The 26,618-nt window shown below is 56.6% G+C and carries 20 protein-coding genes; 4 read left to right on the forward strand and 16 right to left on the reverse strand.

Annotated elements, in window-relative coordinates; translation table 11 throughout:
- Positions 1–40: 40 nt before the first annotated feature.
- The 9 genes from BUE18_RS17140 to BUE18_RS17175 all read right to left on the reverse strand — a co-directional run bounded on the left by BUE18_RS17140 (position 41) and on the right by BUE18_RS17175 (position 13,226).
- The gene (locus BUE18_RS17140) at positions 41–3,196 is read right to left on the reverse strand and encodes a PAS domain S-box protein (protein WP_170868395.1); all 3,156 of its coding nucleotides are present in this window, start codon (positions 3,194–3,196) and stop codon (positions 41–43) included.
- A gap of 577 nt (positions 3,197–3,773) precedes the next feature.
- Entirely contained in the window at positions 3,774–4,718 is a 945-nt protein-coding gene (locus BUE18_RS17145; protein ID WP_073477415.1) for a radical SAM protein, read from the reverse strand.
- Positions 4,719–4,849: 131 nt separating this feature from the next.
- A complete protein-coding gene (gene feoB / locus BUE18_RS17150; protein WP_073477416.1) occupies positions 4,850–7,033 on the reverse strand; it encodes a ferrous iron transport protein B in 2,184 nt (727 codons plus the stop codon).
- Entirely contained in the window at positions 7,033–7,257 is a 225-nt protein-coding gene (locus tag BUE18_RS27355; protein ID WP_083611102.1) for a FeoA family protein, read from the reverse strand. Before BUE18_RS27355 ends, feoB begins: the two co-directional genes overlap by 1 nt.
- A 3-nt stretch (positions 7,258–7,260) precedes the next feature.
- Positions 7,261–7,986: a transcriptional repressor gene (locus BUE18_RS17155; protein WP_083611103.1), complete on the reverse strand. Its 726-nt coding sequence runs from the start codon at positions 7,984–7,986 to the stop codon at positions 7,261–7,263.
- Between the two features lie 55 nt (positions 7,987–8,041).
- Entirely contained in the window at positions 8,042–8,284 is a 243-nt protein-coding gene (locus tag BUE18_RS17160) for an FmdB family zinc ribbon protein (protein WP_073477458.1), read from the reverse strand.
- A gap of 195 nt (positions 8,285–8,479) precedes the next feature.
- Positions 8,480–9,385, reverse strand: a complete 906-nt coding sequence (locus BUE18_RS17165; protein ID WP_073477417.1) for a class I SAM-dependent methyltransferase — start codon at positions 9,383–9,385, stop codon at positions 8,480–8,482.
- Between the two features lie 106 nt (positions 9,386–9,491).
- Positions 9,492–10,448, reverse strand: coding sequence for an SDR family oxidoreductase (locus BUE18_RS17170; protein WP_073477418.1), 957 nt, complete (start codon positions 10,446–10,448; stop codon positions 9,492–9,494).
- A 276-nt stretch (positions 10,449–10,724) separates the two neighbouring features.
- Positions 10,725–13,226, reverse strand: coding sequence for a 7TM-DISM domain-containing protein (locus BUE18_RS17175; RefSeq protein ID WP_073477419.1), 2,502 nt, complete (start codon positions 13,224–13,226; stop codon positions 10,725–10,727).
- A gap of 179 nt (positions 13,227–13,405) precedes the next feature.
- Here BUE18_RS17175 and BUE18_RS17180 point away from each other — a divergent pair, with 179 nt between their 5' ends.
- The 4 genes from BUE18_RS17180 to BUE18_RS17195 are packed head-to-tail and all read left to right on the forward strand — an operon-like array spanning position 13,406 to position 16,950.
- Entirely contained in the window at positions 13,406–14,212 is an 807-nt protein-coding gene (locus BUE18_RS17180; RefSeq protein WP_073477420.1) for a DUF169 domain-containing protein, read from the forward strand.
- A complete protein-coding gene (locus BUE18_RS17185; protein WP_073477421.1) occupies positions 14,209–15,618 on the forward strand; it encodes a tetratricopeptide repeat protein in 1,410 nt (469 codons plus the stop codon). Before BUE18_RS17180 ends, BUE18_RS17185 begins: the two co-directional genes overlap by 4 nt.
- Before the next feature lie 19 nt (positions 15,619–15,637).
- Positions 15,638–16,525 carry a DUF169 domain-containing protein gene (locus tag BUE18_RS17190; RefSeq protein ID WP_073477422.1) on the forward strand — a complete coding sequence of 296 codons (888 nt, stop codon included), beginning with the start codon at positions 15,638–15,640 and terminating at the stop codon, positions 16,523–16,525.
- Complete coding sequence (locus BUE18_RS17195) at positions 16,525–16,950, forward strand: HD domain-containing protein (RefSeq protein WP_073477423.1); 426 nt, start codon at positions 16,525–16,527, stop codon at positions 16,948–16,950. The genes BUE18_RS17190 and BUE18_RS17195 overlap by 1 nt, the downstream gene beginning before the upstream one ends.
- Positions 16,951–16,996: 46 nt before the next feature.
- On the opposite strand, the gene BUE18_RS28000 is transcribed toward BUE18_RS17195, so the two are convergent.
- The 7 genes from BUE18_RS28000 to BUE18_RS17220 form a co-directional block, all read right to left on the reverse strand.
- Positions 16,997–17,167: a hypothetical protein gene (locus BUE18_RS28000; RefSeq protein ID WP_170868396.1), complete on the reverse strand. Its 171-nt coding sequence runs from the start codon at positions 17,165–17,167 to the stop codon at positions 16,997–16,999.
- An 812-nt stretch (positions 17,168–17,979) separates the two neighbouring features.
- Positions 17,980–19,122, reverse strand: a complete 1,143-nt coding sequence (meaB, locus tag BUE18_RS17200; protein ID WP_073477424.1) for a methylmalonyl Co-A mutase-associated GTPase MeaB — start codon at positions 19,120–19,122, stop codon at positions 17,980–17,982.
- A gap of 76 nt (positions 19,123–19,198) precedes the next feature.
- The gene (gene scpA, locus BUE18_RS17205) at positions 19,199–21,376 is read right to left on the reverse strand and encodes a methylmalonyl-CoA mutase (protein ID WP_073477425.1); all 2,178 of its coding nucleotides are present in this window, start codon (positions 21,374–21,376) and stop codon (positions 19,199–19,201) included.
- Positions 21,369–23,534 carry a methylmalonyl-CoA mutase family protein gene (locus BUE18_RS17210; protein ID WP_073477426.1) on the reverse strand — a complete coding sequence of 722 codons (2,166 nt, stop codon included), beginning with the start codon at positions 23,532–23,534 and terminating at the stop codon, positions 21,369–21,371. The genes scpA and BUE18_RS17210 overlap by 8 nt, the downstream gene beginning before the upstream one ends.
- Positions 23,535–23,596: 62 nt before the next feature.
- Positions 23,597–23,776, reverse strand: a complete 180-nt coding sequence (locus BUE18_RS27560; RefSeq protein ID WP_139264786.1) for a hypothetical protein — start codon at positions 23,774–23,776, stop codon at positions 23,597–23,599.
- Between the two features lie 198 nt (positions 23,777–23,974).
- Entirely contained in the window at positions 23,975–24,169 is a 195-nt protein-coding gene (locus BUE18_RS17215; RefSeq protein ID WP_012609368.1) for an FmdB family zinc ribbon protein, read from the reverse strand.
- Between the two features lie 232 nt (positions 24,170–24,401).
- Positions 24,402–26,612: a molybdopterin-containing oxidoreductase family protein gene (locus tag BUE18_RS17220; protein WP_073477427.1), complete on the reverse strand. Its 2,211-nt coding sequence runs from the start codon at positions 26,610–26,612 to the stop codon at positions 24,402–24,404.
- Between the last annotated feature and the right edge of the window lie 6 nt (positions 26,613–26,618).

Genomic DNA, 26,618 nt, shown 5'->3' on the forward strand with positions numbered 1-26,618 from the left:
TTTTCAGCTGTTTTCCGGCGCATTCCGCCGCTGTACGAGATCAGTCCAGCATGGTGCGGATTTTTTGGGACAGGCTTTGTAATGAAAAGGGCTTTTGGATGAAACTGACGCCCTTTTTCATGCCCCCCTGGTGGACTATAGCGTTGGTCGTATACCCGGACATGTACAGTATTTTAATTCCCGGACGGATTTTGTCAATGGCGTCGGCCAGCGACGGTCCGCCCATATCAGGCATGATGACGTCGGTGAGAAACAGATGGATTTCCTCTTCACGGGTTTCGGCCATGCGCAGAGCCTCGGACGGGGAGCCGGCTGCAATAACCTTATAGCCCAGATGAAGGAGCATGTTCGTGGTCATTTTCAACAAAATGGCGTCGTCTTCCACCAGCAGGATGGTTTCTCCCCGGCTTTGGGATATTGCCTTCTCTTCCTTATTGACTTGATTTTTCTCTCTGGTATAGCGCGGAAAGTAGACCTTGAATGTCGCGCCTTGTCCCGGTTCGCTGTATACCTTGACAAACCCGCTGTTCTGCCTGGCGATGCCGTAAACCGTAGCCAGGCCCAGCCCCGTCCCCCGTCCCTGGGGTTTTGTGGTGAAGAAAGGCTCGAAAATATGGGCGACGGTTTCTTCATCAATGCCGCATCCGGTGTCGCTTACGGCTATCATCACATATTCCCCGGGCAGGCAATCAGGATGGATAAGGCTGGTTTGTTCGTCAAAGACCTGCAGTTCCGTTTTTATGGTAATATCGCCGATGTCTGCGATTGCGTCTCTGGCGTTCACGCAGAGATTGGCGAGAACCTGGTCAAGCTGAGAGGGGTCGAGTTTGACTATCAACGGGCCGGGGCCCGGCGTCCAGTGCAGCTTGATGTTTTCGCTGATCAGCCTTTGCAGCATTTTGAGGAGTTCCCCGATAGCCGTGTTGATATCCAGAATCATCGGCTCCACGATTTCCTTCCTGGCGAAGGCCAAAAGCTGCCGGGTCAGGCTGGCGGAGCGAAAGGAGCAATCAAGAATCTGGCTGAAGGTTTCGTGCAAGGGGTGACTTTGATCCATTTTGTTCATGGCAAGCTGGGCGAATCCAATGATGGCGCCGATCATGTTGTTAAAGTCATGAGCCACGCCGCCGGCCAGGGTGCCCACCGCCTCCATTTTCTGGGCTTGCAGCAGTTGACTTTGAAGCCGTTGCTGCTCCTTCTCCAGTTTCTTATGCTCCGTGATATCCTGCATGACAAACAAAAAGGCCCATCCCTCCGAAAGCTGGATAGCTCGCGCCGAGTAAAGCCCGGAACGGATTTCTCCGTCCTTGCAGCAAAACTCCATTTCCTTGTTCAGAACATCCCGGCCCTGCATTATTTCGTGAATCATTTCCTCGCGGGCGGCAGAGTCGGCCCAGAAATTTATGCCGGAGGCGTTTTGCCCGACGATTTCCTGACGTTTCCAACCGGTGACTTCAGCAAAGCTGTTATTGACATCCAGGATCGTTTCATCATCCAGCCGGCTTATGGCGATGAGAAAGGGCGCCATGGAAAAGATTTTTGAAAATTTCTCTTCGGATTGGCGCAACTGCAAATCGGCTTGTTTTCGATCGGTTATGTCCATTACCATGGAAAGGACCTGTTTTTCGCCGGCGACCTCCATGACAACCGAGGAGAACACAATATGCCTGTGGGAGCCGTCAACGTTAACTATTTCCGTTTCGTAACCGTCAAGTTTTCCGGTTTCCGCCAATTTTTTCATTATCGCCTGGGCTTCCTCCCGGTTCATGGTGGAAAACCCGTTTTGGGGAATATCGGCGAAGTCCTCCGGACCGCTCAGTCCCCGGCTGACAAAAAAGGCTTTGTTGGCGTCAACCAGTTTACCGTCTTCAAAATTGTTTATGACAATGGCGTAGGGGGCGTTATCAAAAATCGCCCGGAATTTCGCCTCGCTTTGTTTTACTTCCTCCTGGACGTCCTTGACTGTCTGAATATTGACGTTTAGTCCAATAATGCGAGTGGGGCGCCCGCGCTCGTCCCGCTCCACGGTTCTTCCCTTGGACAACACCCATCGCCAACTTCCGTCGGCTTGTTTAAACCTCGCTTCATACTCCAACAAGGAGCGGCCTCCGCCTTCTATGTAGTCACGGAAATGGTTTGTAAGTCCAGGCAGGTCTTCAGGATGGATAAAGTCCTGAAAATCCTCGAAAGAGATTTCTTCCGCGTTGCGAGAGTAACCCAGCATGCTGAACCATTGCGTGCTGAGGAAACTCAGCCTTTCCTGAACGTGGAAGTCCCACATGCCCGCCTGCGCCGCTTCCGCCGCAATTCGTAACATTTTCGCCTGCTCGGAAATTTTTTTATGGGCTTCATCCAGGCTGGTTATTTTCTCCTGAAGACGCATTTTAAGAACATACGCAATGACAAACAAACCGGCGGCCAGCAACACGGCGAATCCCGAGAGTATGGCGAAGAGGCGCAGGGTTTCGCCCGACCACTTTGGATCAATGTCCAGGAAAATCCATCTTCTGCGCACGGATTCCAATTCCTTGGGGGGAATTGACGCCATAGCCTTTTTCACAGCGCTTGCCAGCAAGGGATATTTGCCGCTTATCCCGATGCTCCAGTCAAACTTATAGGGCGTGGCGCCGGCGACATGCAAATTCGGTATGCCTTCTTTTTCTATGTAGTATCCCGCGACAGCGATGTTTTCCAGGTAGGCGTCCACCTGCCCGAAAGAGGTTGCGCGCAAGGCGTGGACAACATCGGGCATGGGGACAATCTCCGCATGGAGGTTGGTTTGACGCCGCAAATACCCCTCGGAGGCGTATCCCGACACCACGGCTATCCGCTTGCCGTCCAGATTCGGCAATTCCAGGGACTCCTCTATCTGATTGCCGGTTATGATGACCACCGGCGCCGATGCATAGGGCGTTGTGAACTGGGCGTAGCCCTTCCTTTCCTCGGTCGCAACAATAGTCGGCGCTACGGCGCAGGCCCCGCTTTTCAAGGCGGCAAGATGTTCGTTCCAGTCCTCGGAAGGCTGTTTGATAAATTCAACTCCAAGCTCTTGCTCTATCAGGGCGATGACGTCCGCGCCCATGCCGGTGAACTTTCCGTTTTCGGAAATGAACTCAATGGGAGGAAATTCGGTGTTGAACCACAAGACCAGCTTGTCGGGATTGCTGTTCAGCCAGGATCGCTCCTCCGCCGTCAAATTCAGCGCGGCGTTCGCCCCGGCGGGAAGATGAAGACAAACCGCCGCAGTCAGAATCAGGCAGAGCCAAAAGCCTTTTCCGAATAACCGAAAATTAAGTGAATTTGGGCAGTTGCTATAAACTGCATCGCCTGGGCCTGACAGGCTGAAATATCGCATTCTCCGCCGTCTCCTCTTTCCGACTTGCCCGATGGGATGAACCCATTCCGATCTCAAAGAGGGATATGCAAGTTTCGTCCCAACATCGCATATAAAACCAAAACCTCACTTAAAAATAGTTCCCGAGTACTTTTTTGTGGGCGGAGCAGAAGCGCTTGCAATGTCGCTAAAGAAGGGGCAATCGCAGAAATTTTTTGTGAATGGCATGCGGCTTTTGGCGATGGGCGCAGCAAGCAGCGCCCCTACCGGAGAACCCCCCGGCAAGCAGCGTCCCTACCGGAGAAACGCCGCGGCACGCAGCGCATTTGAAATCTTTTTGATCAAACTTTTTTGCCGCTTTGCGGCCTGTAGAAAAAGAGTCGGCGCCGGAGGCACGCTATTCTGCCGTTTTTCCTCTGCCGGAGGCAGGTTTTTTAAATCAGTGTGTATATTCCACGCGGAAGACGCGGCGGCGTTCGTCCAGGCGGGATATGCCGGCTTTGAGGGCTTCGGCCACGGCCTGTTCGTATTCCCGGTAGGGGAGGGCGCTTTCCAGGCCCGGAACCTCGTTGGCCCGGCCCACGGGGCGGTATTGGGGCATGATGTTCACGTAGGTGTTGGGGGATATGTGCTGGGCGATGAACTCCATGATCTGCTTGGTTCCGGCGGTCTTGCCGGGCAGCACCAGATGCCTGACCAGCAAGCCCCGTTCGGCCAGGCCTTGCTCGTTGATTTGCAGGTCCCCGACCTGGCGGTGCATTTCTCGTAAGGCCGCGCAGGCGATTTGCCTGTAGTCCCTGGCCTTGCATGTTTTTTCCGCGATTTCCGGGTGCCAGAACTTGAAGTCCGGCATGTAGATGTCCACCACGCCGTCCAGCAGGCGGAGGCTTTCCACGGAATCGTACCCGCCGGAGTTATAGACCAAGGGGATGTGCAGCCCCTTGTCCGCGGCCATGTCCACGGCCTGGAGAATCTGGGGGATGACATGGGACGGGGTGACGAAGTTGATGTTGGGGCATCCCGCGTCCTGAAGCTGGATCATGACCTGGGCGATGGAATCGGGGCCGACTTCCTCGCCTTCTCCCAGATGGCTGATGCCGTAATTCTGGCAAAACAGGCAAAGCAGGTTGCAGTTGGCGAAAAAGATGGTACCTGACCCGCCTTTGCCCACCAGGGGCTTTTCCTCGCCGAAATGGGGGCCGAAGCTGGAAACCACGGCGTTGGGGCCGGTTTTGCACACACCGGTTTGATGGTTCAGGCGGTTGACCTTGCATTCCCGGGGGCAGAGCGTGCATTCCTTCATGGCCTCGCGGGCCTGGGCGATTTTTTGCTCCAAAAGCCCTTGGGCCTTGGTTTTGATATACGCGGGTTCAAATGCGCTCATATGCCGCCTTTGTGTTTGTGTTCCGATTCAAGGGGGAAAGGGATGACGACGGGAAAAGCCGTCGCCCCAGGCCCTGTTTTGCTTCACTTAATGGTAAGACTGGAGCGGCGGCCTGTCAAAAAAATTAGCGATCACGCAAAGCCCAATAATTGTCCGCCCTGGTAGATGATGAAAGCGACCACCCAGGCCAGGGTCGTGCTGTAGCCTATGGAAAAAGCGGTCCATTTCCATGAGTTGGTTTCCTGCTTGATGGCCGAAACCGTGGCGATGCACGGCACGTAAAGGAGGATGAAGGCCATCATGGAAAATGCGGACAGGGGCGTCATGCCGGATTTTTTCATGGCGTCGGCCAGGCCTTGATCCGTGTCGTCCTTGGTCGCATGAAGCACGCCCAGGGTGGAAATGACGATTTCCTTGGCCACAAAGCCCGTAAACAGGGCCACCCCGCCTTTCCAGTCAATGCCCACAGGCGCGAAGACCGGCCCGAAGAACCTGCCGATCCGGCCCAGGTAGGAGTTTTCCTTGGCGGCGGCCGTGTACTCGATTTCCAGGGCGGCCAGGGCTTTGTCCTTTTCCATCTCCCGGACTTTTACAGCCTGCCTGGAGGCGTCCGGCTTGCGTACGGCAAAGGTTTTTTCCATCTGCTGCCTTTTGATTTCGTATTGCCTGGCAAGTTGGGGATCGTTGGGGAAGGTGGACAGGGCCCATACGATGATGGAGCCCACCAGAATCACCCCGCCCATTTTTTTCAAAAACATCTTGCTCCGGTCCCACATGTGGATCATGAGGCTTTTGATCATGGGCGCGCGATAGGGCGGAAGCTCCATAACAAAGGGCGCTACGCTGCCTTTGAGCAAGGTGTTGCGGAAAATCCTGCCCATGACGATGGCCAGCACAATGCCCAAAAGATAAATGCTGAAAATGACGGTGCCGGCTTTCTCGGCGAAAAAAGCGCCTGCCAGCAGCACGTACACGGGCAATCGAGCCGAACACGACATGAACGGGTTGATTAAAATGGTCAGAATCCGGTCTTTTTCGTTTTCCAGGGTGCGGGCCGCCATAATGGCGGGCACGTTGCATCCAAAGCCCATGAGCATGGGAATGAAGGACTTGCCGTGGAGCCCCACCAGGTGCATGACCTTGTCCATCAAAAACGCGGCCCGGGCCATATAGCCCGTGTCTTCGAACAAGGCTATGCAGAAAAACAGAATCAGGATGTTGGGCAGAAACACCAGCACGGAGCCCACCCCGGCTATAATGCCGTTGACCACCAGGTCCTGGATCATGCCGGAGGGTAAAATGCGGGTCATGCCCAGGGAAAGCAATTCCACGCCGTGCTCGATCCACGCCTGGGGATAAGCGCCCAGGGTGAAGGTAAGCTGGAACATGGCCCAGATGAAAAAGAAAAAGATGGGAAAGCCCAAAATCCGGTTGGTGAGAAGCAGGTCGATGTTCCGGGACACGTCCACCCGTTTGATGGACGACCTCTTGACCACCTCCCGCACGATGCCGGCGATAAACCCGTACCGCTGCTCGGTCATGAGGATTTCCGGCTCGTCGTCGAACAGGTTGGAAATCCGCTCGCGCTGACGGGCGGTTTCCTCCAGGATCGGGCCCGCCTTGTCGCCCAGAGCCTTGACCGCCATGTCCCTCACCACTTCGTCGTCTTCGATGAGCTTGATGGCGGTCCACCGGGGATTGTACGGAAAATCCTTGTCCTCCACGGCCTGGAGCAGGTCGCGCACCACGGCCACGCCGTCCTCGATGTCCCGGCTGTACCTGACCCGACGCTCCGCACGCGGGCCCTGGCCGGTTTCCGCCACCTGGATGATATTTTTCAGCAGCTCGGCCGTTCCCTCGTTCCGGTTGCCCACCGTGGAGATGACCGGCACTTCCAGCAGGGAGGAGAGCTTTTCCTCGTCAATGACAATGCCCTTGTCCTTGGCCAGATCCGCCATGTTCAGGACGAAAAGGACCTTGGCGTCCAGCTCGCGCAACTGGGTGGCAAGATACAGGCTGCGGTCCAGGTTGGAAGAGTCGATGATGTCCACCACCACGTCCGGGCGGTTTTCCAGGATGAAGTTTCTGGCCACGATTTCCTCGATGGAAAAGGTGGTCAGACTGTAGGTCCCGGGCAGGTCCACCACGGTCAGGTCGTAATCGCCGAAGCGCACATGGCCTTCTTTTTTCTCCACGGTCACGCCGGGCCAGTTGCCGACTTTCTGGCGCGTGCCCGTAATATTGTTGAAGGTGGTGGTCTTGCCCGAATTGGGGTTGCCCGCCAGGGCTATAGTCAGTTTTTTTCGCGCGGCCATTATGCGTCTTCCATGACTATGTGGGCCGCTTCCTCTACCCGCAGGGAGACGTGGCACCCGTTCAAGGTGACTTCCAGGGGATCTTTCAAGGGGGCGTATTTTTCAACAAACAGGCTGGCGCCTTTTAAAAAACCCATTTCAAGAAGACGCCTGCGAAAAGCGCCCGCGCCGCCAACCTTGGCGATGACGCCTTCTTGGCCTTCTTTCATTTCGCTCAATAACATGGATCACCTATTGCCGTTTACGGGTTCCACCAAAATCTTCTGGGCTAGCCCCCTGCCCAGGGCCATGCGCCGCCCTTCCACGGAGACCACCACCTGGCCGCGGCCGTCGGAGGTGATCACCTCCAGGGCGTCTCCGGTGCGCAATCCCATGGTCAACAGGCGATGCCGGAACTTGGCGCAGCCGGTCGTGTCCCGGATGACGGCTTTTTCCCCCACCTTGGCCATGGCCAGGGGGAGGAGCTTGACCCTCTCCGTATAGCACTTGGAGCACAACCCGTAGATTTCCAGCCTGTGCTGGAGCATATGGAACCCGTAAGAAGCGGCCGCCTGTTTCTGGACCGCTTCCAGCTGGTCGTGTACGAATTCGGTAATGGATCCGCACTTGGTGCAGATCATGTGGTCGTGATGCTGGCCCAGATGCAGATGCTCGTAGGTGCTGTTCCGGCCCTCGAAATCATGCTTGCAGGCGAAACCGTACCGGCACATGAGCCGAAGCGTCTCCCGCACAAAATCAGGGTCGAAGTTGTACCCCGCCTTTTCCAGAAGGTCCATCAACTGAACCGAGGTGATGTGATCCTCGGTTTGCAGAAAAACCCGCAAAATGGCCAGACGGTCTTCCACGTCCTCTATGCCTTCGTCGGAGAACAGCCTTGCAAACTGCTTCTCCTCCAGGCTATGGACGCTCTGGCAAGTGTCGGGCATGGCCGTGGGAGCGAATCTAAATTTCATCAGGCGCCTTATATCGATCAGCAGCCGGCGCGCAGGAGCGCCGGGCCGGAAATTATCAGTCCACTCCGGGAACGTTGTAAGTGGTGCAGGAACCCGAAGAGCAATTGCGGGTTTCCGAGCTCATGCTGCTTTTGGGGCCGCCGCCGCTTCCCATGGCGAAATTGGTGGAGGACATGATTCTTTCAATATTGGGGGATTGGCACTTTTTGCATTCCATGGCGACGGTGTCGTCGGAATTGACGCAAAGGACCTCAAAAACCTCGTTGCACTCCATGCACTTGAACTCGTAAATCGGCATGACAAATCTCCGAATCAGGCCCAAACCCCCTTCCTGCACTAGCCAAAGGGGCGGCCTATGTTATATACTTTTCTCGAAAAACGGCCTAAGGCCGCATAAAAAGGGCGAATAATCTCCCAATGTTTGGCGAGCCTAGCACGGCCCGCCAAAACAAGCTAACAGTATATAATCATTTCATGCGATTTGTCAAAATCTTCAAGTTTTTGGAGAGGTGACCGCTTTGACCAGATTCAGGTAGGCGTGCTGCCTGCCCAACAGGCGGCCTTTTTCGTCGCAAAGGTAGGCGCGGGCCGCGTCCTTGGGCGCCATGTGGCGGATTAACTGAAGGCCCCGCTTTCCTAAAAATCGTTCAATCTCGTTTTCTTCAATCCCGTAAATAAAGGGTTCCCCCCGTTCCGGCCCCCGTTTTAAAACCTTTTGGGCGCCGTAGGGCTTGGTGCGGCCTTCCAAAGCCGCTTTCTGAAAATAATCGAAAACCAGGGAACTGCCCGCGGGAGAGGCCTCACGGACAAAAGCCAGCACCTTGTCCACGGAGTCGGCGTCCAGATAATAACAGACGCCTTCCCAGAAAAACAAAGTTTTTGCTTCGGGATCGTAGGACGCGCCGTTCTGCAGCAGGGCTTCTTCCAGGGTGGTTTTGTTAAAATCGATGGGGACGTAGCTCACGTGCCCGGGCAGTCCGCCCCAATGCTCCTCAACCTTGGCGGTCTTCCACGCCTGGCTTTCCGGTGTGTCCAGTTCGATGATCCGGGCGTTAGCCTTAAGAATTTCACGCTCGAACCGGAACGCCCGGGTGTCGTTGCCCGCGCCCATGATCAGCACCTGGCTGACGCCGTCCTCCAAGGCTTGGAGCAGGGCTTCGTCCCCAAACTGAATCCGGGAAATCTGATAAAAATAAGCCCCGGGGCTGACCTTTCTCAAGACCGCCTTGGCCCACCAGGGCCGGGCCGCCAACATCAGTTTTTGATGCGCCGGGCTGAGGAACTTGGGCGCCAGATAGTCCGGGTTGCGAAGCTGGGGATGGCGTTCATACTGGGACAAAGCCCGCAAAAAGGTGCACCCCTGGGAACTGGAACTGGGACGTAAATCGCTGCTTGCCATAGCTTCCTTCCACAAAAAAGCTAAAAATACCAACCAAAAAAGAACATAACTATGGCGTCAATCATGACATAAGTGGAATAAAATGTAAAGCAGGCGCCTGCGCCGTCTAAGGAATAATCCCTTTCGACCTCAGCATGATTTCAATGGTCTCCCGGGTGGAGTAGGTGTACTTGAATCCCAGGTCCATGAGCTTGGTCGTATCCAGCACCCACGGGTATTGGACGAAATCCAGGAAGGATTCCGGCGCCTTCAGAATGGGCAGGCCCAAAGCCCAGGTGGTCCTGAAAATCGCTCCCATCAAGGACGGCGTCAAGGGCGCGGCCGGCTTCCCGGACAAGGCGTTGACCTCGGACAACGTCATGGTGTCGGGCGGGGCCAGGTTGTAAGGCCCGCGGGCTTCCTTTTTCAACAGAAACATCAGGGCTGCAACCACGTCGTCCTCGTGCACGAACTGAAGCTGCGGAGACGGGCAGCCTTTCAGGTCCATGGCGATGGGCAGGGTGAAAAGCTGGCTGATGTAATTGTCCACGTTGGGGCCGTAGATGATGCAGGGCCGCACCCAGGACGTGACGATATCCGGGTTTTCCTCCACGAATTCGGCCAGGATGGCCTCCACGTCCGCTTTGTCCCGGGCGTATTGGAAGCCGGGATGCCGGCGGATGGGATCGTCCTCCGTAATGGGGATGGGATTGTCCGGCCACGCGCCGTAGGCCGTGCCGCTGCTGGTGACCAGCACCTGCTTGACGCCGGCGTTCTTGGCGGCTTCCAGCACGTTTTTCGTTCCGTCCACATTGATTTTGCGCATGCCCACGCTGTCGTGGGAGGGCTGCAGCACATAAGCCAGGTGCACGATCACGTCCGGCTGGATTTCGTCAATCCACTCGGCAAGGGCCGGATCGTTCACGTCCATTTTGCGGAATTCGCCCTTGGCGAACTTGTACAAGGGCTCCTTCACGTCCATGCCGTAAAATTTGCCGCAATAAGTTCCCCGGTCCAGCTCCCTGCATAAACACTGGCCCACGTATCCGCTCATGCCGGTCACAAAAACCTTTTTCCGTTTCATGGCTTCCCCCCTTGTTTGCAGAATTGTATGGGTGATTTTTCAACAGACGGAGCATTATACTAACAGCTTTCAATCAGATCGTCCATAAGCATGTGGAGGTTGCTGCAGGGCGTAAGGCAAAAAGGAAAATATGGCGGCGGCCGTGCTGACGAAGGAATTCGGGGAGATGACCTGATCTCTGCTAAAGTTTTCCAAATGGAACGGCCCCAAATGAGATCAGGATCGCGTCCCCTGAAATCCAATCCGGGAAGTTGAATGAATAAGAATAATGGCGGCTTATATGGGAATCGCGGGCGGGCCTTCCACGGGCAGGGAAATATGGAACAAGGCGCCCTGGCCGGGTTCGGATTCCACCCAAATGCTTCCGTTATGCAGCTCCCTAATGATGTGGGTGCATAAATACAGGCCCAGACCGGTGCCTTCCCCTTTCCTTTTGGTGGTGTAAAAGGGATCGAAAATATGCTCCAGGACATGGGAGGGGATGCCCGGGCCGTTGTCCTGGATTTCCACCACAACCCGGTCGTCTTTGGGAAAAATGCGGATGTCAAAGCGCGGTTTTTGCGCCGGATCCGTGGTTGCGGCAGCCATGGCCTGGGCGCCGTTTTTCAGGATGTTCAGGAAAACCTGCTGGATTTGGCCCGGCTCGCAATAGACTTCCGCAGCCTCGGGCGAAAAGTGTTCCCGCACCTCCATGTTGCGGAAGTTAAAACGCTTTTTCAGGTCGTAGTCGCTTCTGGCCATGTCCACGGTCTCACGCATGAGCGTCCGCAGGTCGTACACATCGGCCTCGCTTCCGCTTTGCCGGGAGAAGGACAGCATGTTGCGCACGGTTTTGGCCACCCGCATGCCTTCCTCCCTGATGGAATTCAGAATGCGGGGAATCTCCCTGGCTTCCATGTAGGCGAACAAGCTATCCAGGCTAAAGCCGATTTTCTTGGCGGCCTTTTCATTGGCGGCCATGGGTTTGGTCAGCCGCTGAATCAAAACCTGGGCGTTTTGCACCACCCCGGCAAGAGGGCTGTTGATCTCGTGGGCCATGCCCGCCGCCAGGGCGCCCAGGCTGACCATTTTTTCCGACTGGATCAGGATTTCTTCCGATCGCCTGTCTTTGGTGACGTCTTCATGCATGATCACCACGTTGCTTAACTTGCCCGTAGCCGTGCAAATGGGGTAAATCCGCGACCGGTAGTATCTTTCCCCGTCCTCCGGTCCATCCTCGCCGCCGCGCAGGGACCATTCCTCCAGAAATCCGCCTTCCCCCTTAAAGACTTTTTGGATGGAGGGGAAAATGGGCAGCTTTCGCATGGCCGGAGAGGCGAGGATGTTAAATTCGGCGCCCGCCACCGGGCCGTAGGTCCCCCAGGTGTCCTTGTGCACCTTGTTGGTCTGTACAAGATTGCCTTTGGGATCGTACAACTCGATCACCATGGGCGACTGTTCGATCATGCTTCTGAAACGATGCTCGCTGACCTCCAGCTCCTCGTGCAGGACCGTCAGTTCCGTGTTCCGGTCCTCAATGGTTTTATTGACGGAATGCAGGGCTTCATTGGCTTCCACCAATTCCACGTTTTTACGGCGGATTTTGGTTTCCGACAATTCCAGGCGCTGTTTCATGACATTGACTTTGTCGGCCAGGCCTATGGAAAAGGTCAGCATAAGCCACGCGGAGCTTACGGGCAAAACCCATTTGGAAACCGCGCCGGGAGGCAGAAATCCCAAAAAAGTCAGTATGGACAGAAATCCCGAAACCAGGATAAAACAATATCCGGCGGTCAGGAACACAGCCTGTCTGTCCATTTTTAGGCTCAGATAAATCAGGAGGGCGAAAAGCAGCACGCACGCCGCCATGCCGTGTAGGATCAAAATCTGGATGATGTTTGCAAAGCCCGCCCACGGTCCGGCGACCATATACACAAGGCCGGGAACCATCATGGTCCAGAAGATTATCCGGTGGATTGCCGGATGCCTCTTTTTCGTCCCGAGAAAGGACGTGGTGAACAGAGCCGATAAAAAGAGGTTCAGCGCCAAAGAAAGGACTAAGACGAGGTCCGTCAGTCGACCCGTCTCGCTGCAAAAAAATTGGGATATAAAGCCTTTGTGCGCCAACCCGATCAAAAGGAATGACAACCCGTAAAACACGAGATAAAGAAAGTTTTTATCCCGGGTGATTGAAAACACGCTCAGGTTATAAAGCCCGGCCATTATGATGCATCCGTAAATAAGCCAGATAAGGGAGTTCTCTCTGACGGAGGCGGAGGTCAAACCCGGGCCGCTGAAAAGATTGGCTTGGAATTCAATGGCGCCTTTTGATTGAATTCTCAAATAGCATGTTTGTTCTCCCTGCGGGAGGTCCATGGAAAACACATGATTTCTGTGCTTGACGTTTCGCTGGCTGAAAGGAACGCTGTCTCCGCCTTTCAGAAAGTGGAATCCTCCTTTTTCATCCGGGACGTACAAGTCCACATGGTCCAAAGTGGGAAAGTCTATTTCCAAAAACATTCTGGCGCTCTTGGGGCCGGGGTTTTTGAAAACCATACGGAACCAGTAAGCCGATTTTGAATAGCCTATATTGAAGTACGAAGCCTTGTTTTGCTTCCAATCCAGCCCGCTTTTGGACGCTTGGTCGATCGTCATGGCGCCGCTTGGATCTTCCAGCACGTCAAGCATGGACGTGAGGGGCGCTCGCCCGACGCCGTCGCCGACGCGCACAGGCGCCGCGCTCCAGCCTAAGCTGGACAAGATGGGAAAAAACAGAATTATGACTATGATACGTTGCATGGCGGCAAATCCCGGAAAAACCTAAAGCCAGTATAAGGCTGCAGAAGTGATGAAAGCAAGTTTTAAGCCAGGGATTGAAAAAGCCTGAAAAAAGAACCAAGTCTTTTCAAGCAATGATCCCAATGATACAATGAACATAGAAACTATTCAATACCATTAAGGAATGGGAGGGGGAGGTCATGAAGGATTTGAACGAGTGCCACGAGGCGGGACGCAGGTTTGAACAATATCTGCGCGTTTCCACCTTTCCCCTGGCTGTGCGCCTTATGCGCTCCGAAGAGGAAATCCAGCCCGGTTTCAAAAGGCCTTCCAAGGACCTGGGCCTCCAAAATTTTGTGTGCCAGAATTTTAAAATGGTCCGCACCTACGGATGGACCATGGCGGTCACGCCGGAGGATACAAACTGCCATCTGGCCAGGCTGGTTTACGGCTGGGACGAGCAGGACGAGGATTACATGGAAACCGGCCATAAGTTCAACATCGGCCTCTACGCCAAGGACATGGAAACCTCTCTCAAGCTGGAGGAAAACATCTTTCGGCTGGAAGGAAAATACCCCGGCCTGATCATCTCCCCCCTGGCGCGGACCAAGGTCGCTCCGGACGTGGTGCTGATTTATTGCCTGCCGGCTCAGGCCACTCGGTTGATTCAAAGCTACTTGTATATGAAGGGCGGCGCCCTGGAGTTTTCGTCCACAGGCCGCATCGGCTCCTGCCACGAGGGCGTGGCCAAAACCATGCTGACCCAAAAGCCTCAGTTTGTGGTCCTTGGCAACGGAGACAGGGTGTGGGGCGGCGCCCAGGACTCGGAAGTCATGTTTACTTGCCCGGCGGACCAACTGGACATTATGCTGGAAGGCCTGGAAGCCACCCACGCCGCGGGCTTGCGCTATCCCATACCGTCTTATATGAATTACGCCCCGGGTTTTCAGGCGGATTTCAAGGAAAAGGCCCTGGAACGGGCCGGAGGAACCATCATCAAGGAATGAATAAAAACCGGCTGACATTAATCGTAATCATTGTGCTGACGGCTTTGGCCGGCCTGGCTGTCTGGAGCGGATTGTCCACGCATAAATCCTCCATCCGAGAGGCTGGGAAAAGCGCCGAAACCACGCCTCAGAATGGAAATGAGGCGGCTGACGGCAGCCTGGAGGCCCTTGCCGGCCGCCTGGAGCTTTCTCCGCCGGTTTTGGACGCTATCATCCGTTCGATCCGGGACCACGGGATTCCCCCCCTGCGCGTTCACCAATTGCTGTTGCAGAAAAAAACGGAATTCAACGACTTAATAGGCCAGATGCAGCCTTCCAAAGACGGCGGGGAATCATTCACGCCGCACGCCCGGGAGGTCCTCTCCGCCCTTAACGCCGGAGATTTTGACAAAGCCCGGAGCCTGCTCCAAAAAGTCCTTTCCGAACTGGAAGCCGGAACGGTTTCTCCGGACAAGGACCCGGACCTGAAAGCCCTCACCCTGGCCCGTCTGGGCAGGCTGGAAAACCTGCAACTGGAATATAAAAAAGCAGCCGATTATTTCGGACAAGCCGCCCAAGCCGCGCAAAAGGACTCTTTGGCTCTCAAGTCCGACTTGTACGGCTGGCAGGGGACGGCCCTGTTTTTGGCCGAGGACTTCGAGCAGGCTGAAAAGGCGTACAAAGAGTCTTTGACTCTGGCTGAAAAGGCATTCTCTCCGGTTCATCCCGCGCAGGTCAACGCCTTGAACAACCTGGCCGGACTCTACCGCTCAACCGGCAGGCCCAAGTTGGCTGAACCCCTGTACCTCAAGGCCATGGACATCCGCCAAAAAGCCCTGGGCCCCCGCCATCCCTCCCTGGCCGCCCCCTTAAGCAATCTGGCGTCTCTCTATCTTGAGATGGGGGATTATAAGCAGGCCGTTATTTTGCTGGAAAACGCCCTGGCCATCCGGGAGGAGGCTTTGGGGCCGGACGATCCTTCCGTGGCCGCCTCCCTGAACAACCTGGCCAATGTATACCAGGCCGTAGGCAATCCGGACAAAGCCAAGGAACTGCTGCTGCAGTCCCTGGACATCACGCGAAAAGCACTGGGGCCGGATCACCTGCGAGTCGCCATGACCCTGAACAACCTGGCTAAACTGAGCCAGCGTCAGGGGGATGACGAAGGCGCGCGCGCACGCTATCTGGAAGCCCTCGCCATCAGCGAAAAGGTCCTGGGGCCGGTCCATCCGGACGTGGCTGCCATTCTTATCAATCTGGCGGAACTGGACATGAAGGCCGATCAATTGGACAAGGCGGAAATTCTTTGGCGAAAGGCCATGACCATCCTGGAGGCCACAGTGGGCCCCGAGCACCCCGACGTGCAAAAGATCAAGGAGCAGCTTGCCCAAATCCGAATCGCCAACGCAAAAAAGTCCATTCAATAAATTATTTGGAAAGAACGACATGCAGCCTAATGAATTGTACGACCGCCTGGTGCGGAGTCTGGAAATCCCGGGGATGAACATCCCCACCGCCTTTGTCAGGTTCTATAAGCATGCGGATAGCGTTCCCGGTCAGGTGCTGGAATATAACGTGGAGGAGGAAACCCTCACAAGCTGCCAGGCCATCCGCCACGCGGCTCACGGCCACCCCGTATATCTGACCCAGGAAAATTCCGGCTGCATTGCCGCGGCCATCAGCCTTGGCCTGGTGGACAGAAATCAGACCGAGCCTCTTCCGCGGCCCCGGCTGTACACCGAACTCATGAAAGCGCAAAGCAACCTGGGCAATGGATTTAAAGCGCCGTCCCCGGCCCAGTTTTCCTCCGGCGAGGTATACGCCTGCAAAGAACAGGGCAAGCCCTCTTTTTGCCTTTTCGGCGCCGAAGATTCAGGCCGGTTCAAAAACATAGAAACCGCCCGCAAGGCCATCAACTCCATGGCCGCCATTCAGCCGCCGGAAATGCAGGGCGTGTTCTTTTTCGGGCCGGATTATTCCAAGGACCCGGTCGTCCCTCATGTGGTGGTCATGGCGGTCCGGCCCGTGGAGTTGACCCGGATTATCCAGGGCTACCAGTTTTTAACCGGGGATCCTATCAACGCCGTCCTAAGCCCTCTGCGCGCCATGGATTCCGATCTCATCGCCAGGCCTTATCTCACCGGGAAAATCAACGTGTCCTCCCTGTGCCTGGGCGCGCGCCTTGTGGCCGGCTTTGAAGGAGACCGTATGGGGCTGGGCGTTCCGTGGAAAAGTTTCGAAAAGCTGGTCAAGGGCATGGAAGCATCGCGCACCGGGTTTCCCTTTTCCCGATATCCCGGCGCCAAGCCTTTTAATAATACCCCAAAAAAATAATGAGCGACCTGGATAGAGCACTGGAAATCGCCGTGCAGGCCCACAAAGGCCAGAAGGACAAGGCCGGGGCGCCGTACGTCCTCCATCCCTTGCGCTTGATGATGCGCATGCAATCCCCGGAAGCCCGCATGGCCGCCGTGCTCCACGACGTGGTGGAGGATACGGACTGGACCCTGGACGATTTAAAAAGGGAGGGGTTTTCCGAAGAAGTTTTGGAGGCCTTGGATCATCTCACCTGGAGACAGGATGAAAAATATTGGGAATACATCGAACGATTGAAAAGCAACCCCCTGGCGAGGGTCATAAAACTGGCGGATTTGGAGGATAACATGGATCTGACCCGCATCGCCCAGCCTTCGGCCAAGGATTTTGAACGGGTCCGCAAATATCACAAAGCCTGGACAAGACTATCCTCCCAGGCTTGACGGCCCTATATAAATCCTGAGCGTCCGCCGTTGTAAAGCTCGCCGCCTATTTCGGCAAAGGGGCGTCCGTAAAGACTTCAATCTTTCCCTCTCCGTAAATCTGATTCAACACGTCGTCGTTCCAGGCGCGTTTCGCCGGCCTGTTGATGTACAACCCGATCAAGCCCGCTACGATGCACAGAATAAAGACTATGTCGGCCGCTCCAACTGTTTGCATGGTTTCCTCCCCGGTTGGTTTTTTCAGATTTTTCAACTTGAATAGTCTATCGGCTTTTGGTCTCGATTTCTTGAGCTCAAAATTCGCCGGGGAGAGATAAATTCAATCGGCGGCGGCATGCCTTCGCGCCTGTTCCGTCAGTTTTTTAAAGACGCCCGCTGGCGGGGCGTTGCGCCGATATTGTCATGCATGCCGTAGAGAGCCAATTCGATATGCAGCGGCAGGCCCCCGCGCCTGCCAGGGAACGCGCATTGCGCGGTCCTTAATGTACGGCGCCTCATTTGCTTTCACTGAAGACCATCGCCGCAGGATTTGAAGTGGAAAGGCAGCTTCAGGGCTTGCCCTGCTTTCTTTTTCACGCGCCCGGGAAGGATTGTCGCAGTCAGGAAAGACTGGCCAGCGAAAAGCGCGGTTTTTAACCAGGGCGGCCCAGGCAGCGCTGTTTGCCGCCTGGGTTTGGAAGAAACACAAGGCGCGGCCGGAAAAGATCCTCGAAGCCAGGAAAGGGAGGCGGGCGGAAGGAGTTGGTTGACTTCCTGCTTTTTGTTTGGTGATAGACAGGGTATCCGTCCGTTGGACATGCCAGGATTCTATTCCCGATAAAGGTCGCGCCTTGTGCGCTATCGCGCCCAGGCACGGATCTGCTGTGCCTGGGGCGCCCAACTTCGGCGGCGGCTTTCAGTTGCCCGGGCGGCGCTGGCTGCGCCGTACGCCGCTCTTGCTTTCAAGCAAGAGTATTTTTGCTTTTATTTAAGATACTTATAAATAGATTTTCGCCGCCATAGGACAAAAAACATGGATGACTCCAATCCTCATGGATTGGCTTTGCAGTGGTTCTCGTATTCCTGCACCAGTTTTTGGACGGCCTGGGTGGGGGAGAGGCTTCCTTCCACCACGTCGGATTCAATGCCGGGAATCATGGCTTTCACCGTGGGATTGCCGTAAAAGGCCGTCCGCAGATAATCGTCCACCATGGAGTGGACCCACCGGACCGTCTGGGCGTTGCGGCGGCGTTGAAACACGCCGGAGGCCATGGTGTTGGCCTTGAACTTCTCCACGGTCCGCCACACGTCGGGAATTCTATCTCCGGTCAGGGAGGACGCGGTCAACGCTTGTGTGGTCCAGCCCTCGGTGGCCGGCAGCAGATAGTGGATGATGCGTTCAAATTCGGACCGGGCCGTTTCGGCGCGCTGCTTGTTATCGCCGTCGGCCTTGTTGATGAGAATGGCGTCGGCGAGCTCCATGATGCCTTTTTTCATGCCCTGGAGTTCGTCGCCCGCTCCTGCTATCAGGACCAGCAAGAAGAAATCCACCATGGACCGGACTTCGGTTTCGCTCTGGCCTACGCCCACGGTTTCCACCAAAATCACGTCGAACCCGGCGGCCTCGCAGACCAGCATGGTTTCGCGGCTTTTTCGGGTGACGCCGCCCAGGACTCCGCTGGATGGGCTGGGGCGGATGAAGGCGTTTTTATTGCGGGAGAGATTTTGCATGCGGGTTTTGTCGCCCAGGATGCTGCCCCGGGTGAGGGAGGACGAGGGGTCCACGGCCAGGACCGCCACTTTATGGCCCTGATCGCATAAAAGGGAGCCCAGGGCTTCGATAAAGGTGCTTTTGCCCGCGCCCGGCACGCCCGTAATGCCCACCCGGACGGAGTTTCCGGTGTGGGGGATGAGTTCCTTGAGCATGCGTTGAGCCCGCTCCATGTGGGCGGGAACGTTGCTTTCCACCAGGGTGATGGCCCGGCCCAGGACGGTCCTGTCCTGGGCCAGGACGCCTTGGACGAAATCCTGCACCCGCAGGTTTTTGCGCCGAACCACGGGCGGCGCGGCGGGTTTGGAGGCGCCGCCGGGCATGCCGTCGTGCCCGCCTTCCACGCCGTCAACAACCAGGGAAGCAAAGCCTTTGCCGTCACAATCTTGGGGCGCCCATTCGGGGCGTTTGCCTGAACTCATGCGCACTCTCTATGCAATGCAAAGGGGCGCAACCGGGTAAAACGGCTGCGCCCCTTCCGGTTATCGTTGGACTGGATTATTCAGCCAGCCGTTTGTTCAGCTCCACCATGACCTTTTGGGCCGCCACGGGGATGACCGTGCCGGGGCCGAAGATCAGGGATGCGCCGTGTTCTCTGAGGAACTCGTAATCCTGGGCCGGGATAACCCCGCCCACGATGACCATAATATCCTCACGGCCGTGTTTTTTCAACTCTTCCACCAATTTGGGCAGAAGGGTTTTATGCCCGGCGGCCAGGCTGCTCATGCCGATGATGTGGACGTCGTTTTCCACAGCCTGGAGGGCTGCTTCCTCGGGCGTCTGGAACAAGGGTCCGATGTCCACGTCGAATCCCAGGTCGGCGAAGGCCGTGGAGATGACCTTGGCGCCCCGGTCGTGCCCGTCCTGGCCCATTTTGGCGACCATGATGCGGGGACGGCGGCCTTCGGTCTCCTCGAATTCGTCCGTCATCTTGCGGACGGCTGCCACTTCTTCCTCTTCGCCGAATTCCGTGCTGTATACGCCGGATACGCTGCGCGTCACTGCTTTATGCCTCCCGGTGACCTTTTCGATTGCATAGGAAATTTCGCCCAGGCTGGCCCGGACCCGCGCGGCCTTGACGGCCAGGTCCAGCAGGTTGCCGTTTCCGGTTTCCGCAGCCTTTGTAATGGCTTCCAGCGCCTGGGACACGGCGGCCTCGTCCCGGCCGTCCTTCAACTGGGCCAGACGCCGGATCTGGGCGTCGCGCACGGCCGTGTTGTCCACTTCCAGGACTTCCATGGGATCTTCCGTTTCGGGGCGATATTTGTTGACGCCCACGATGACTTCCTTTTTGGAGTCGATGCGCGCCTGCCTGCGGGCCGCCGCTTCTTCAATTCGCATTTTGGGAAGCCCGGTGTCAATGGCTTTCGCCATGCCGCCCAGGGATTCGATCTCGCAAATATGGCCCCAGGCGCGATCCACGATCTGGGAAGTGAGGCTTTCCAGATAGTAGGACCCGGCCCAGGGATCCACCACCTTGCAGATTTTGGTTTCGTCCTGGAGGAACAACTGGGTGTTCCTGGCGATCCGGGCCGAAAAATCCGTGGGCAGGGCGATGGCTTCGTCCAGGGAGTTGGTGTGCAGGCTCTGGGTATGGCCCAAAGCGGCGGACATGGCCTCGATGCAGGTCCTGCAAACGTTGTTGTAAGGATCCTGCTCGGTGAGGCTCCAGCCCGAGGTCTGGGTGTGGGTGCGCAAGGCCAGGCTCTTGGGATTTTTGGGATCGAAGCCCTTGATGAGCTTGGCCCAAATCAAGCGGCCCGCCCGGAGCTTGGCCACTTCCATGAAGTGGTTCATGCCCGTGCCCCAGAAAAAGGACAGGCGGGGCGCAAAAGTGTCCACGCTCATGCCTGCGGCCACGCCGGTTTTGACGTACTGATAGCCGTCGGCCAGGGTGTAGCCCAGTTCGATGTCGGCCGTGGCGCCGGCTTCCTGCATATGGTAGCCCGAGATGCTGATGCTGTTGAACTTGGGCATGTTCTGGCTGGTGAATTCAAAGATGTCCGCGATGATCTTCATGGAGGGCGTGGGCGGATAAATGTAGGTGTTCCGCACCATGTATTCCTTGAGGATGTCGTTCTGGATCGTGCCCGTAAGCTGCTCGTGGGATACGCCCTGCTCTTCGGCGGCCACGATATAATAGGCCAGGATGGGCAAGACCGCGCCGTTCATGGTCATGGACACGGACATCTGGTCCAATGGAATGCCGTCAAACAGGATTTTCATGTCCAGGATGGAGTCCACGGCCACGCCGGCCTTGCCTACGTCGCCCACCACGCGTTCGTGGTCCGAGTCGTAGCCGCGATGGGTGGCCAAGTCGAAGGCAATGGACAGGCCCTTCTGGCCCATGGCCAGGTTGCGGCGGTAGAATGCGTTGGATTCCTCAGCCGTGGAAAAGCCCGCGTACTGGCGGACCGTCCAGGGCCTGGTGACGAACATGGTGGGGTAAGGCCCGCGAAGATAAGGCGGGATGCCGGACACAAATCCGGTGTGCTCCAGATCGGCGACGTCTTCCCCCGTGTACAGGGCCTTGACCGGAATCTGCTCGTTGGTCATCCATTCAAAATCTATAGCGTCGGCGGCAGCCTGATCCAGGGCTGCCTTCCATTCGGCCAGTCCCGCCTTGGATTTGGGCGGGTTATAAGCCATGGCAGTAAAATCAGGTGTCTTATTCATGAGTCAGTCCGCTCCGTTTTTGAAGGTTTAACAGCAGGGTGTAGCAATCAGCCCCCATAAAGATGTAATCGTCCATCCCTGCGTCCCTGTAGGATTGCTCCAGGTCCTTGGCAGGCTTGCCGGCAAGGAGCACGAAGGCGCCGGAGACTTTTTCCTTGAGCAGTTTGGCCAGGGGCGGAACCACTTCGGGATAGGCTTTATCCGTGGAGCAGATGATGGCGATCTTCGCGCCGGAATCGGCGAAGGCCTGGGCGCAGTCTTCAGGCGTCTGGAACCCGGTGTTTTCCACCATTTCAAATCCGCCGGGCTGGAAAAATCCGCCGGAGAAGTCGGCCCGGGCCTTATGCTGCGGAATGGGGCCCATGTTAGCCAGGAAAATCTTAACCCGCTGGCCGGTTTCCTTTATATGCTTGTCCATGGCGAAACGGAGGCTTTCAAAAGGCTCCGAGCCCCGGTGGACGGCCAAGGGCGTCACGCTTCCGGAACCGGCTTCCAGGGTTCCAAAGATGGCGCTCAGGCTGGCGCCGGCCTGGGCTGCGGCCACGGCTTTGTCCATGGTTTCGGGCGCCGCCGGGCTGTTTTTCATGGCCTCTTCCAGGGCTTTCAGCATGTCGCCGCCGTTTCCGGCCGCCTTGCAGAATTCCTCCACCTGGGCCGCCCGTTGGGATTGCAGCGCGGCGTGATCCACCGCCGGGACTTCCAGGGGCGTTTCCGCCAGGTTGGCGTACATGTTGGTTCCCACAAAGACGTCTTTGCGCTTTTTGATGTTCTTGGCCTTTTGAGCGGCCACGTCCGCGCACAGGCTTTGAGGCAGGCCTTGCTCCAGGGCCTTGGCCATGCCGCCGGCCTTTTCGATTTCCTGAAAAATGCCCCAGGCTTTTTCGGCCACCGTGTCCGTGAGGGTTTCCACAAACCAGGAACCGCCCGAAGGATCCACGGGTTGGGTGAACCGGCTTTCCTCCTGCAAGACGATCTGCAGATTGCGGGACACCCTGCGGGAGAACTCGTTGGGCTGACGGGCGACTTCGTCAAAAGGCGCCACGTAAACCATGTCCGCGCCGCCCATGGCGGCTGCAAAGCACTCGGTGGTGTTTCTCAGCATATTCACGTAAGGATCGCACAGAGTCTTGGTCCAGGCCGAGGTGCGGGCGAACATGAACAGTTTCTGCGATTCTTCATTGCCGCCGAAAGCGTCGGCGATCTGGGTCCAAAGAATGCGCGCCGCCCTGAGCTTGGCGATCTCCATAAAAAAATGGCCGCCCACGGAAAAGGAGAAGCAAACCTTGGGAGCGATCACATCGAATTCCACCCCGCGCTCCTGCATGGCCCTGACGTATTCCACGGCCGTGGCCATGGCGAAAGCCAGTTCCTGAGTGGCGCTGGCGCCCGCGTCATGATAGGGCGAGCCGCTGGCGATGATGGTCCGCACATGGCGGGCGTTGGACTTGGCCCACATGAGCAAGGCGGTCATGGAGTCGTAAGCCGCATTCAACGAAATGGGGATGGCGCCCTTGGCGGCCAATTCCCCCAGAGGATCGGCGCCGACGCATCCGGCCAGGCTGGCGGCGAACTTGCCGCTCACCAACTGTCCGGCGGCCATAAGGCTGGCTATGGGAAGGGCCGTGGCCCCTGCATTGACGAACATGGGAATGTTGGCGGTGTCCACCCCGGCCAGCGCCTTGGCGAAATCGCCTGCGCAAGCTGCGGAAAGCCCCATGGCCCCCACGTCTTCCGCCTTGGCCCGCCCCGGATCCTGACCCAGCTTGACTGCAGGGTCCAAAACCACCTGCAGGCCGGTCTGGCCCCTTTCCAGATCATGCACCGCCGCCTTGTTGAACTCCTCGGGCGTGGAGCACGAAATAGCCTGACAAATGTTCCAGGGATTGATCAGGAAGCCGTCCGCCTTGGTTCCGCGCACAAAGGGGGCGCTTCCCGGCATGGTGTCTATGTGCGGTAAATCCTTGATTTCATGCTGCCAGTACATGGGCTGAAGATCAATGTCCTCATAGGTTTTGGTGATGACCTTCTTTTCAAAGGGCGCGCCTTTGAGGCTGGCCACCGCCGCATCGTACCATTCCTGATAGCTGGGGAAGGAAAACTCGGAAAAGAGCTTCTCTCCTTCACCCCTCGGGGTTAGGGTCGGTGCATTGTTTGACATGGTAGACATCCGCTCCGTTGGTTATGGGTAAAAATGAAAAAAGGGCGGCCCCTGAACAAAATTTATTCCACTCGATCAATTTTATGGCCGAACGGGTTGGATTCAGAAGCGCGTCTCGCATCGCCAGGCAAAAAAAACAGGCCGCGTCCAAGCCATGAAAGTAAAAGAGAAACAAGCAGCTTTCTATTATTTTCAATAACTTGCAATTTCGCGCCGCATAGCGCGCCGGTTTTTTCCATCATGTTGTTCCAGCGCTTGATGTAAATTTATCATAGCCCGAATAAATATGCCATATTTTTTTGTAAAAGGAAAAGGGGGAATCGCCTGAAAATGGGCATTTTTTGAAGGGGGGAATGGCTTAGGGACTCCCTCCGGCCCAAGAGCCGGGCCGGAGGGACTTGAATGTAAAGCGCGGCGGACCGCCGCACGAATTAGGGGCCTCAGGAAAAGCCGCCGGGAGGGCCGCATGAGGACTTAGCAAAGGAACCGCCCCGCCGGCTGGAAAAGCAGGACATAAGGCGTTCGGTTTCCTTGGCGCCGCATTTGGGGCATGGGGGCGTTTCCTTGTCGGACATTCCCACAATTTCCTCAAAGTCCCGGCCGCATTTTTTGCAGTTGAATTCGTAAATGGGCATGATTTCCTCCGTTTGGTGAATTGTCGCTAACTATCAAAATAAGACAAGGAATAGAGGGCGTCAATATATAGCCAGGAAGGAATTGGCGGCGTTGGGATTCACTCTTCCTGTATTGCGTGAAGGAATCAGCATATGTATGCCTCGCCGCCCGCAACAAAAAAAGGGGCGGCCCGTGCTTTCCGGGCCGCCCTATTGGAATCATTGCTTGTTGATTTTTGATGGTGGAAGGATCTTACCCCACGCACCCCAGGGTGGGGTCGGGAACTTCGATCTTATGGCGCTTGTCCCGTTTGCGTTTTATCTGGCAAAGCAGGGTTTTGTACACGGGAAAGCCGGAAATGGGATCGAACTGCTCCAGGTCGGTGAGCATGTTCACGTTCGCCGCCTGCCATTCCTCGGTTCCCAAGGGGCCGCCGCCGCCCACCGGAGCGTAGACGAATCCCTCCATGATTTTATCCGTGACGAAAACCCGCATGACCACCGAACCCCGGGCGGTTTTGAGCGTGGCCAGATCGCCGGTTTCCAGCCTGCGTTCGGCCGCGTCCGCCGGGCTTATTTGAATGGCCGGGGAGGGGAATTTTTTCATGAACCTCGGGATGGCCCGGAAGCAGGACTTCATGTCCGGCTTGAAGGGGCCGGTGCCCAGGATCAGGGGGAATTTCTTGAAACGGTCGGGATCGCTCACCGGAGTTTCAAAGGATTCCTCGTACTTGGGCAGGCCGTCGTAACCGTGCTTTTCCAGGACGGTGGACTTGATTTCAAATTTTCCGGACGGGGTTTCAAACCCGGGCTTGCCGTCTTTCCGGAGCAGGCCTTTTTCCCATTTTTTGTATTCCATGGGCTTGCCGGGCTTTTTGATCACGAATTTTTCCGCGCTCAGTAGATCGTCCAGGCTGTAGCCCGAGCCTTCCAGGACGGAGCCCAAAAGGGTCTTGGGATCTTTGGCGTATAAACTTCCGTAGCCCAGGCGTTCGGCCAGTTCCGCCAGGATCTGGTGATTGGGCTTGGCCTCGCCCACGGGTTCGATCATTTTTTCCCGGTAGCGGATAGCGTTGCCGTAATAGCAATAGGATTCCTGCTCAAAAGCCGTGGATGCAGGCAGCACAATGTCTGCAAAGGCGGCGTCCCTGGTCATTTGCAGGTCGATGCAGACCAAAAAGTCCAGCTCCTCCATGGCTTTTTGCCAGACCTTGGGGTCGGGCCACGCCGTGAGGATGGATGCGCCCTGGATGAACAGCCCCCGGATTTTATAGGGATCGCCGTCGATAATGGCCTTGGGCAGGAGGATGGCGTGGGGCTCTCCGCCGCAGTATTCCGCATAAACCGGAAACTTGTCCGCGCCGATGGATTTCCCGAAGCCCGGAGTTTCCTTTAATATGGATTTGTTCAGGGGGATGAAGGCGTCATGATGCAAAAAGTTGCGGCCGCCTTCCACGTCCAACTGGCCGGCCACGGCCCACAAAGCCATGACCGCCCGGATGTTCTGAACGCCGCTTTTGGTGTATTCCAGGCCCGTGTACATGACGTAGGTTGCGCCGTCGGCCTCGGCGATGCTTTCGGCCAGCTCCTCGATGCGGTCCGCGTCAATGCCGGTCAATTCCGAGACGTATTCCGGGGTGAAGTCCTCCACGTATTCGGCGAACTCCTCAAAGCCCTGGCACCAGTTTTCCGTAAAATCCTTGTCGTGCAAATCGTCCCGGATGATCACATGCGCCAGGGCCAGGGCCAGGGCGCCGTCCGTGCCGGGGCGGATGGGCAGCCATTCGGCGCCGGGCAGGTCCGCGCTTTTGGTGCGCCGGGGATCGATGACGATGATTTCCGCGCCTTCCTCTGCGGCCCGCTCCAGCTTGCTGAACGCCGCCGGCGGGGTGGACGTGGAGGGATCCGTCCCCCAGACCAGGATCAGGTCTGCGTTGTCCAGGTCGGAGTACATGTCTATATGGAGGCAGCCCATGGTGACTTTGGGCGCCAATACGCCCAGGGACGTATAGCACGGGGCGCCCACGCCGAAGGTGTTGGGAGATCCAAACGGGAACAACACGCTGGAGGCCAGGTAGATTTCCGAGCCCTTCAACTGGTACGCGTCCTTAAAGGAGCGCTCGTAGGTTCCGGTGCCTGCGTAAAAGCCCACGGATTCCGGGCCGTACTTTTCCTTTAACTCGTTCAGCTTGGCTGCTATCTCGTCGTATGCTTCGTCCCAGGTGACGGGCTCGAACTCGTAGGTCCCTTTGGGGCCGGTGCGCCTTAAAGGCGTGGACAGCCTTTTGTCCGAGTACACAATGTCCCGGGCGCTTTTTGATATGGGGCACAGGACCTCGCCCATGGGCGCGTCCGGGTCCGGCTCCAAATGGTCGATCTTTCCTTCATCGTCAAAATGGACAATCACGCCGCAACCCGGGCTGTGAAAGCACAGGCCGCAAATGCCATGTTTGGTTTGCGTCATAACTCT

It is taken from the genome of Desulfatibacillum alkenivorans DSM 16219 (genome assembly GCF_900142135.1).
Classification (GTDB): Bacteria; Desulfobacterota; Desulfobacteria; order Desulfobacterales; family Desulfatibacillaceae; genus Desulfatibacillum; species Desulfatibacillum alkenivorans.

Coding starts and splice junctions, on each gene's coding strand:
- BUE18_RS17145 (WP_073477415.1), bottom strand. CDS start 4,718: ATGAGCGCATTTGAACCCGCGTATATCAAAACCAAGGCCCAAGGGCTT.
- feoB (WP_073477416.1), bottom strand. CDS start 7,033: ATGGCCGCGCGAAAAAAACTGACTATAGCCCTGGCGGGCAACCCCAAT.
- BUE18_RS27355 (WP_083611102.1), bottom strand. CDS start 7,257: ATGTTATTGAGCGAAATGAAAGAAGGCCAAGAAGGCGTCATCGCCAAG.
- BUE18_RS17155 (WP_083611103.1), bottom strand. CDS start 7,986: ATGAAATTTAGATTCGCTCCCACGGCCATGCCCGACACTTGCCAGAGC.
- BUE18_RS17160 (WP_073477458.1), bottom strand. CDS start 8,284: ATGCCGATTTACGAGTTCAAGTGCATGGAGTGCAACGAGGTTTTTGAG.
- BUE18_RS17165 (WP_073477417.1), bottom strand. CDS start 9,385: ATGGCAAGCAGCGATTTACGTCCCAGTTCCAGTTCCCAGGGGTGCACC.
- BUE18_RS17170 (WP_073477418.1), bottom strand. CDS start 10,448: ATGAAACGGAAAAAGGTTTTTGTGACCGGCATGAGCGGATACGTGGGC.
- BUE18_RS17175 (WP_073477419.1), bottom strand. CDS start 13,226: ATGCAACGTATCATAGTCATAATTCTGTTTTTTCCCATCTTGTCCAGC.
- BUE18_RS17180 (WP_073477420.1), top strand. CDS start 13,406: ATGAAGGATTTGAACGAGTGCCACGAGGCGGGACGCAGGTTTGAACAA.
- BUE18_RS17185 (WP_073477421.1), top strand. CDS start 14,209: ATGAATAAAAACCGGCTGACATTAATCGTAATCATTGTGCTGACGGCT.
- BUE18_RS17190 (WP_073477422.1), top strand. CDS start 15,638: ATGCAGCCTAATGAATTGTACGACCGCCTGGTGCGGAGTCTGGAAATC.
- BUE18_RS17195 (WP_073477423.1), top strand. CDS start 16,525: ATGAGCGACCTGGATAGAGCACTGGAAATCGCCGTGCAGGCCCACAAA.
- BUE18_RS28000 (WP_170868396.1), bottom strand. CDS start 17,167: ATGCAAACAGTTGGAGCGGCCGACATAGTCTTTATTCTGTGCATCGTA.
- meaB (WP_073477424.1), bottom strand. CDS start 19,122: ATGAGTTCAGGCAAACGCCCCGAATGGGCGCCCCAAGATTGTGACGGC.
- scpA (WP_073477425.1), bottom strand. CDS start 21,376: ATGAATAAGACACCTGATTTTACTGCCATGGCTTATAACCCGCCCAAA.
- BUE18_RS17210 (WP_073477426.1), bottom strand. CDS start 23,534: ATGTCAAACAATGCACCGACCCTAACCCCGAGGGGTGAAGGAGAGAAG.
- BUE18_RS27560 (WP_139264786.1), bottom strand. CDS start 23,776: ATGATGGAAAAAACCGGCGCGCTATGCGGCGCGAAATTGCAAGTTATT.
- BUE18_RS17215 (WP_012609368.1), bottom strand. CDS start 24,169: ATGCCCATTTACGAATTCAACTGCAAAAAATGCGGCCGGGACTTTGAG.
- BUE18_RS17220 (WP_073477427.1), bottom strand. CDS start 26,612: ATGACGCAAACCAAACATGGCATTTGCGGCCTGTGCTTTCACAGCCCG.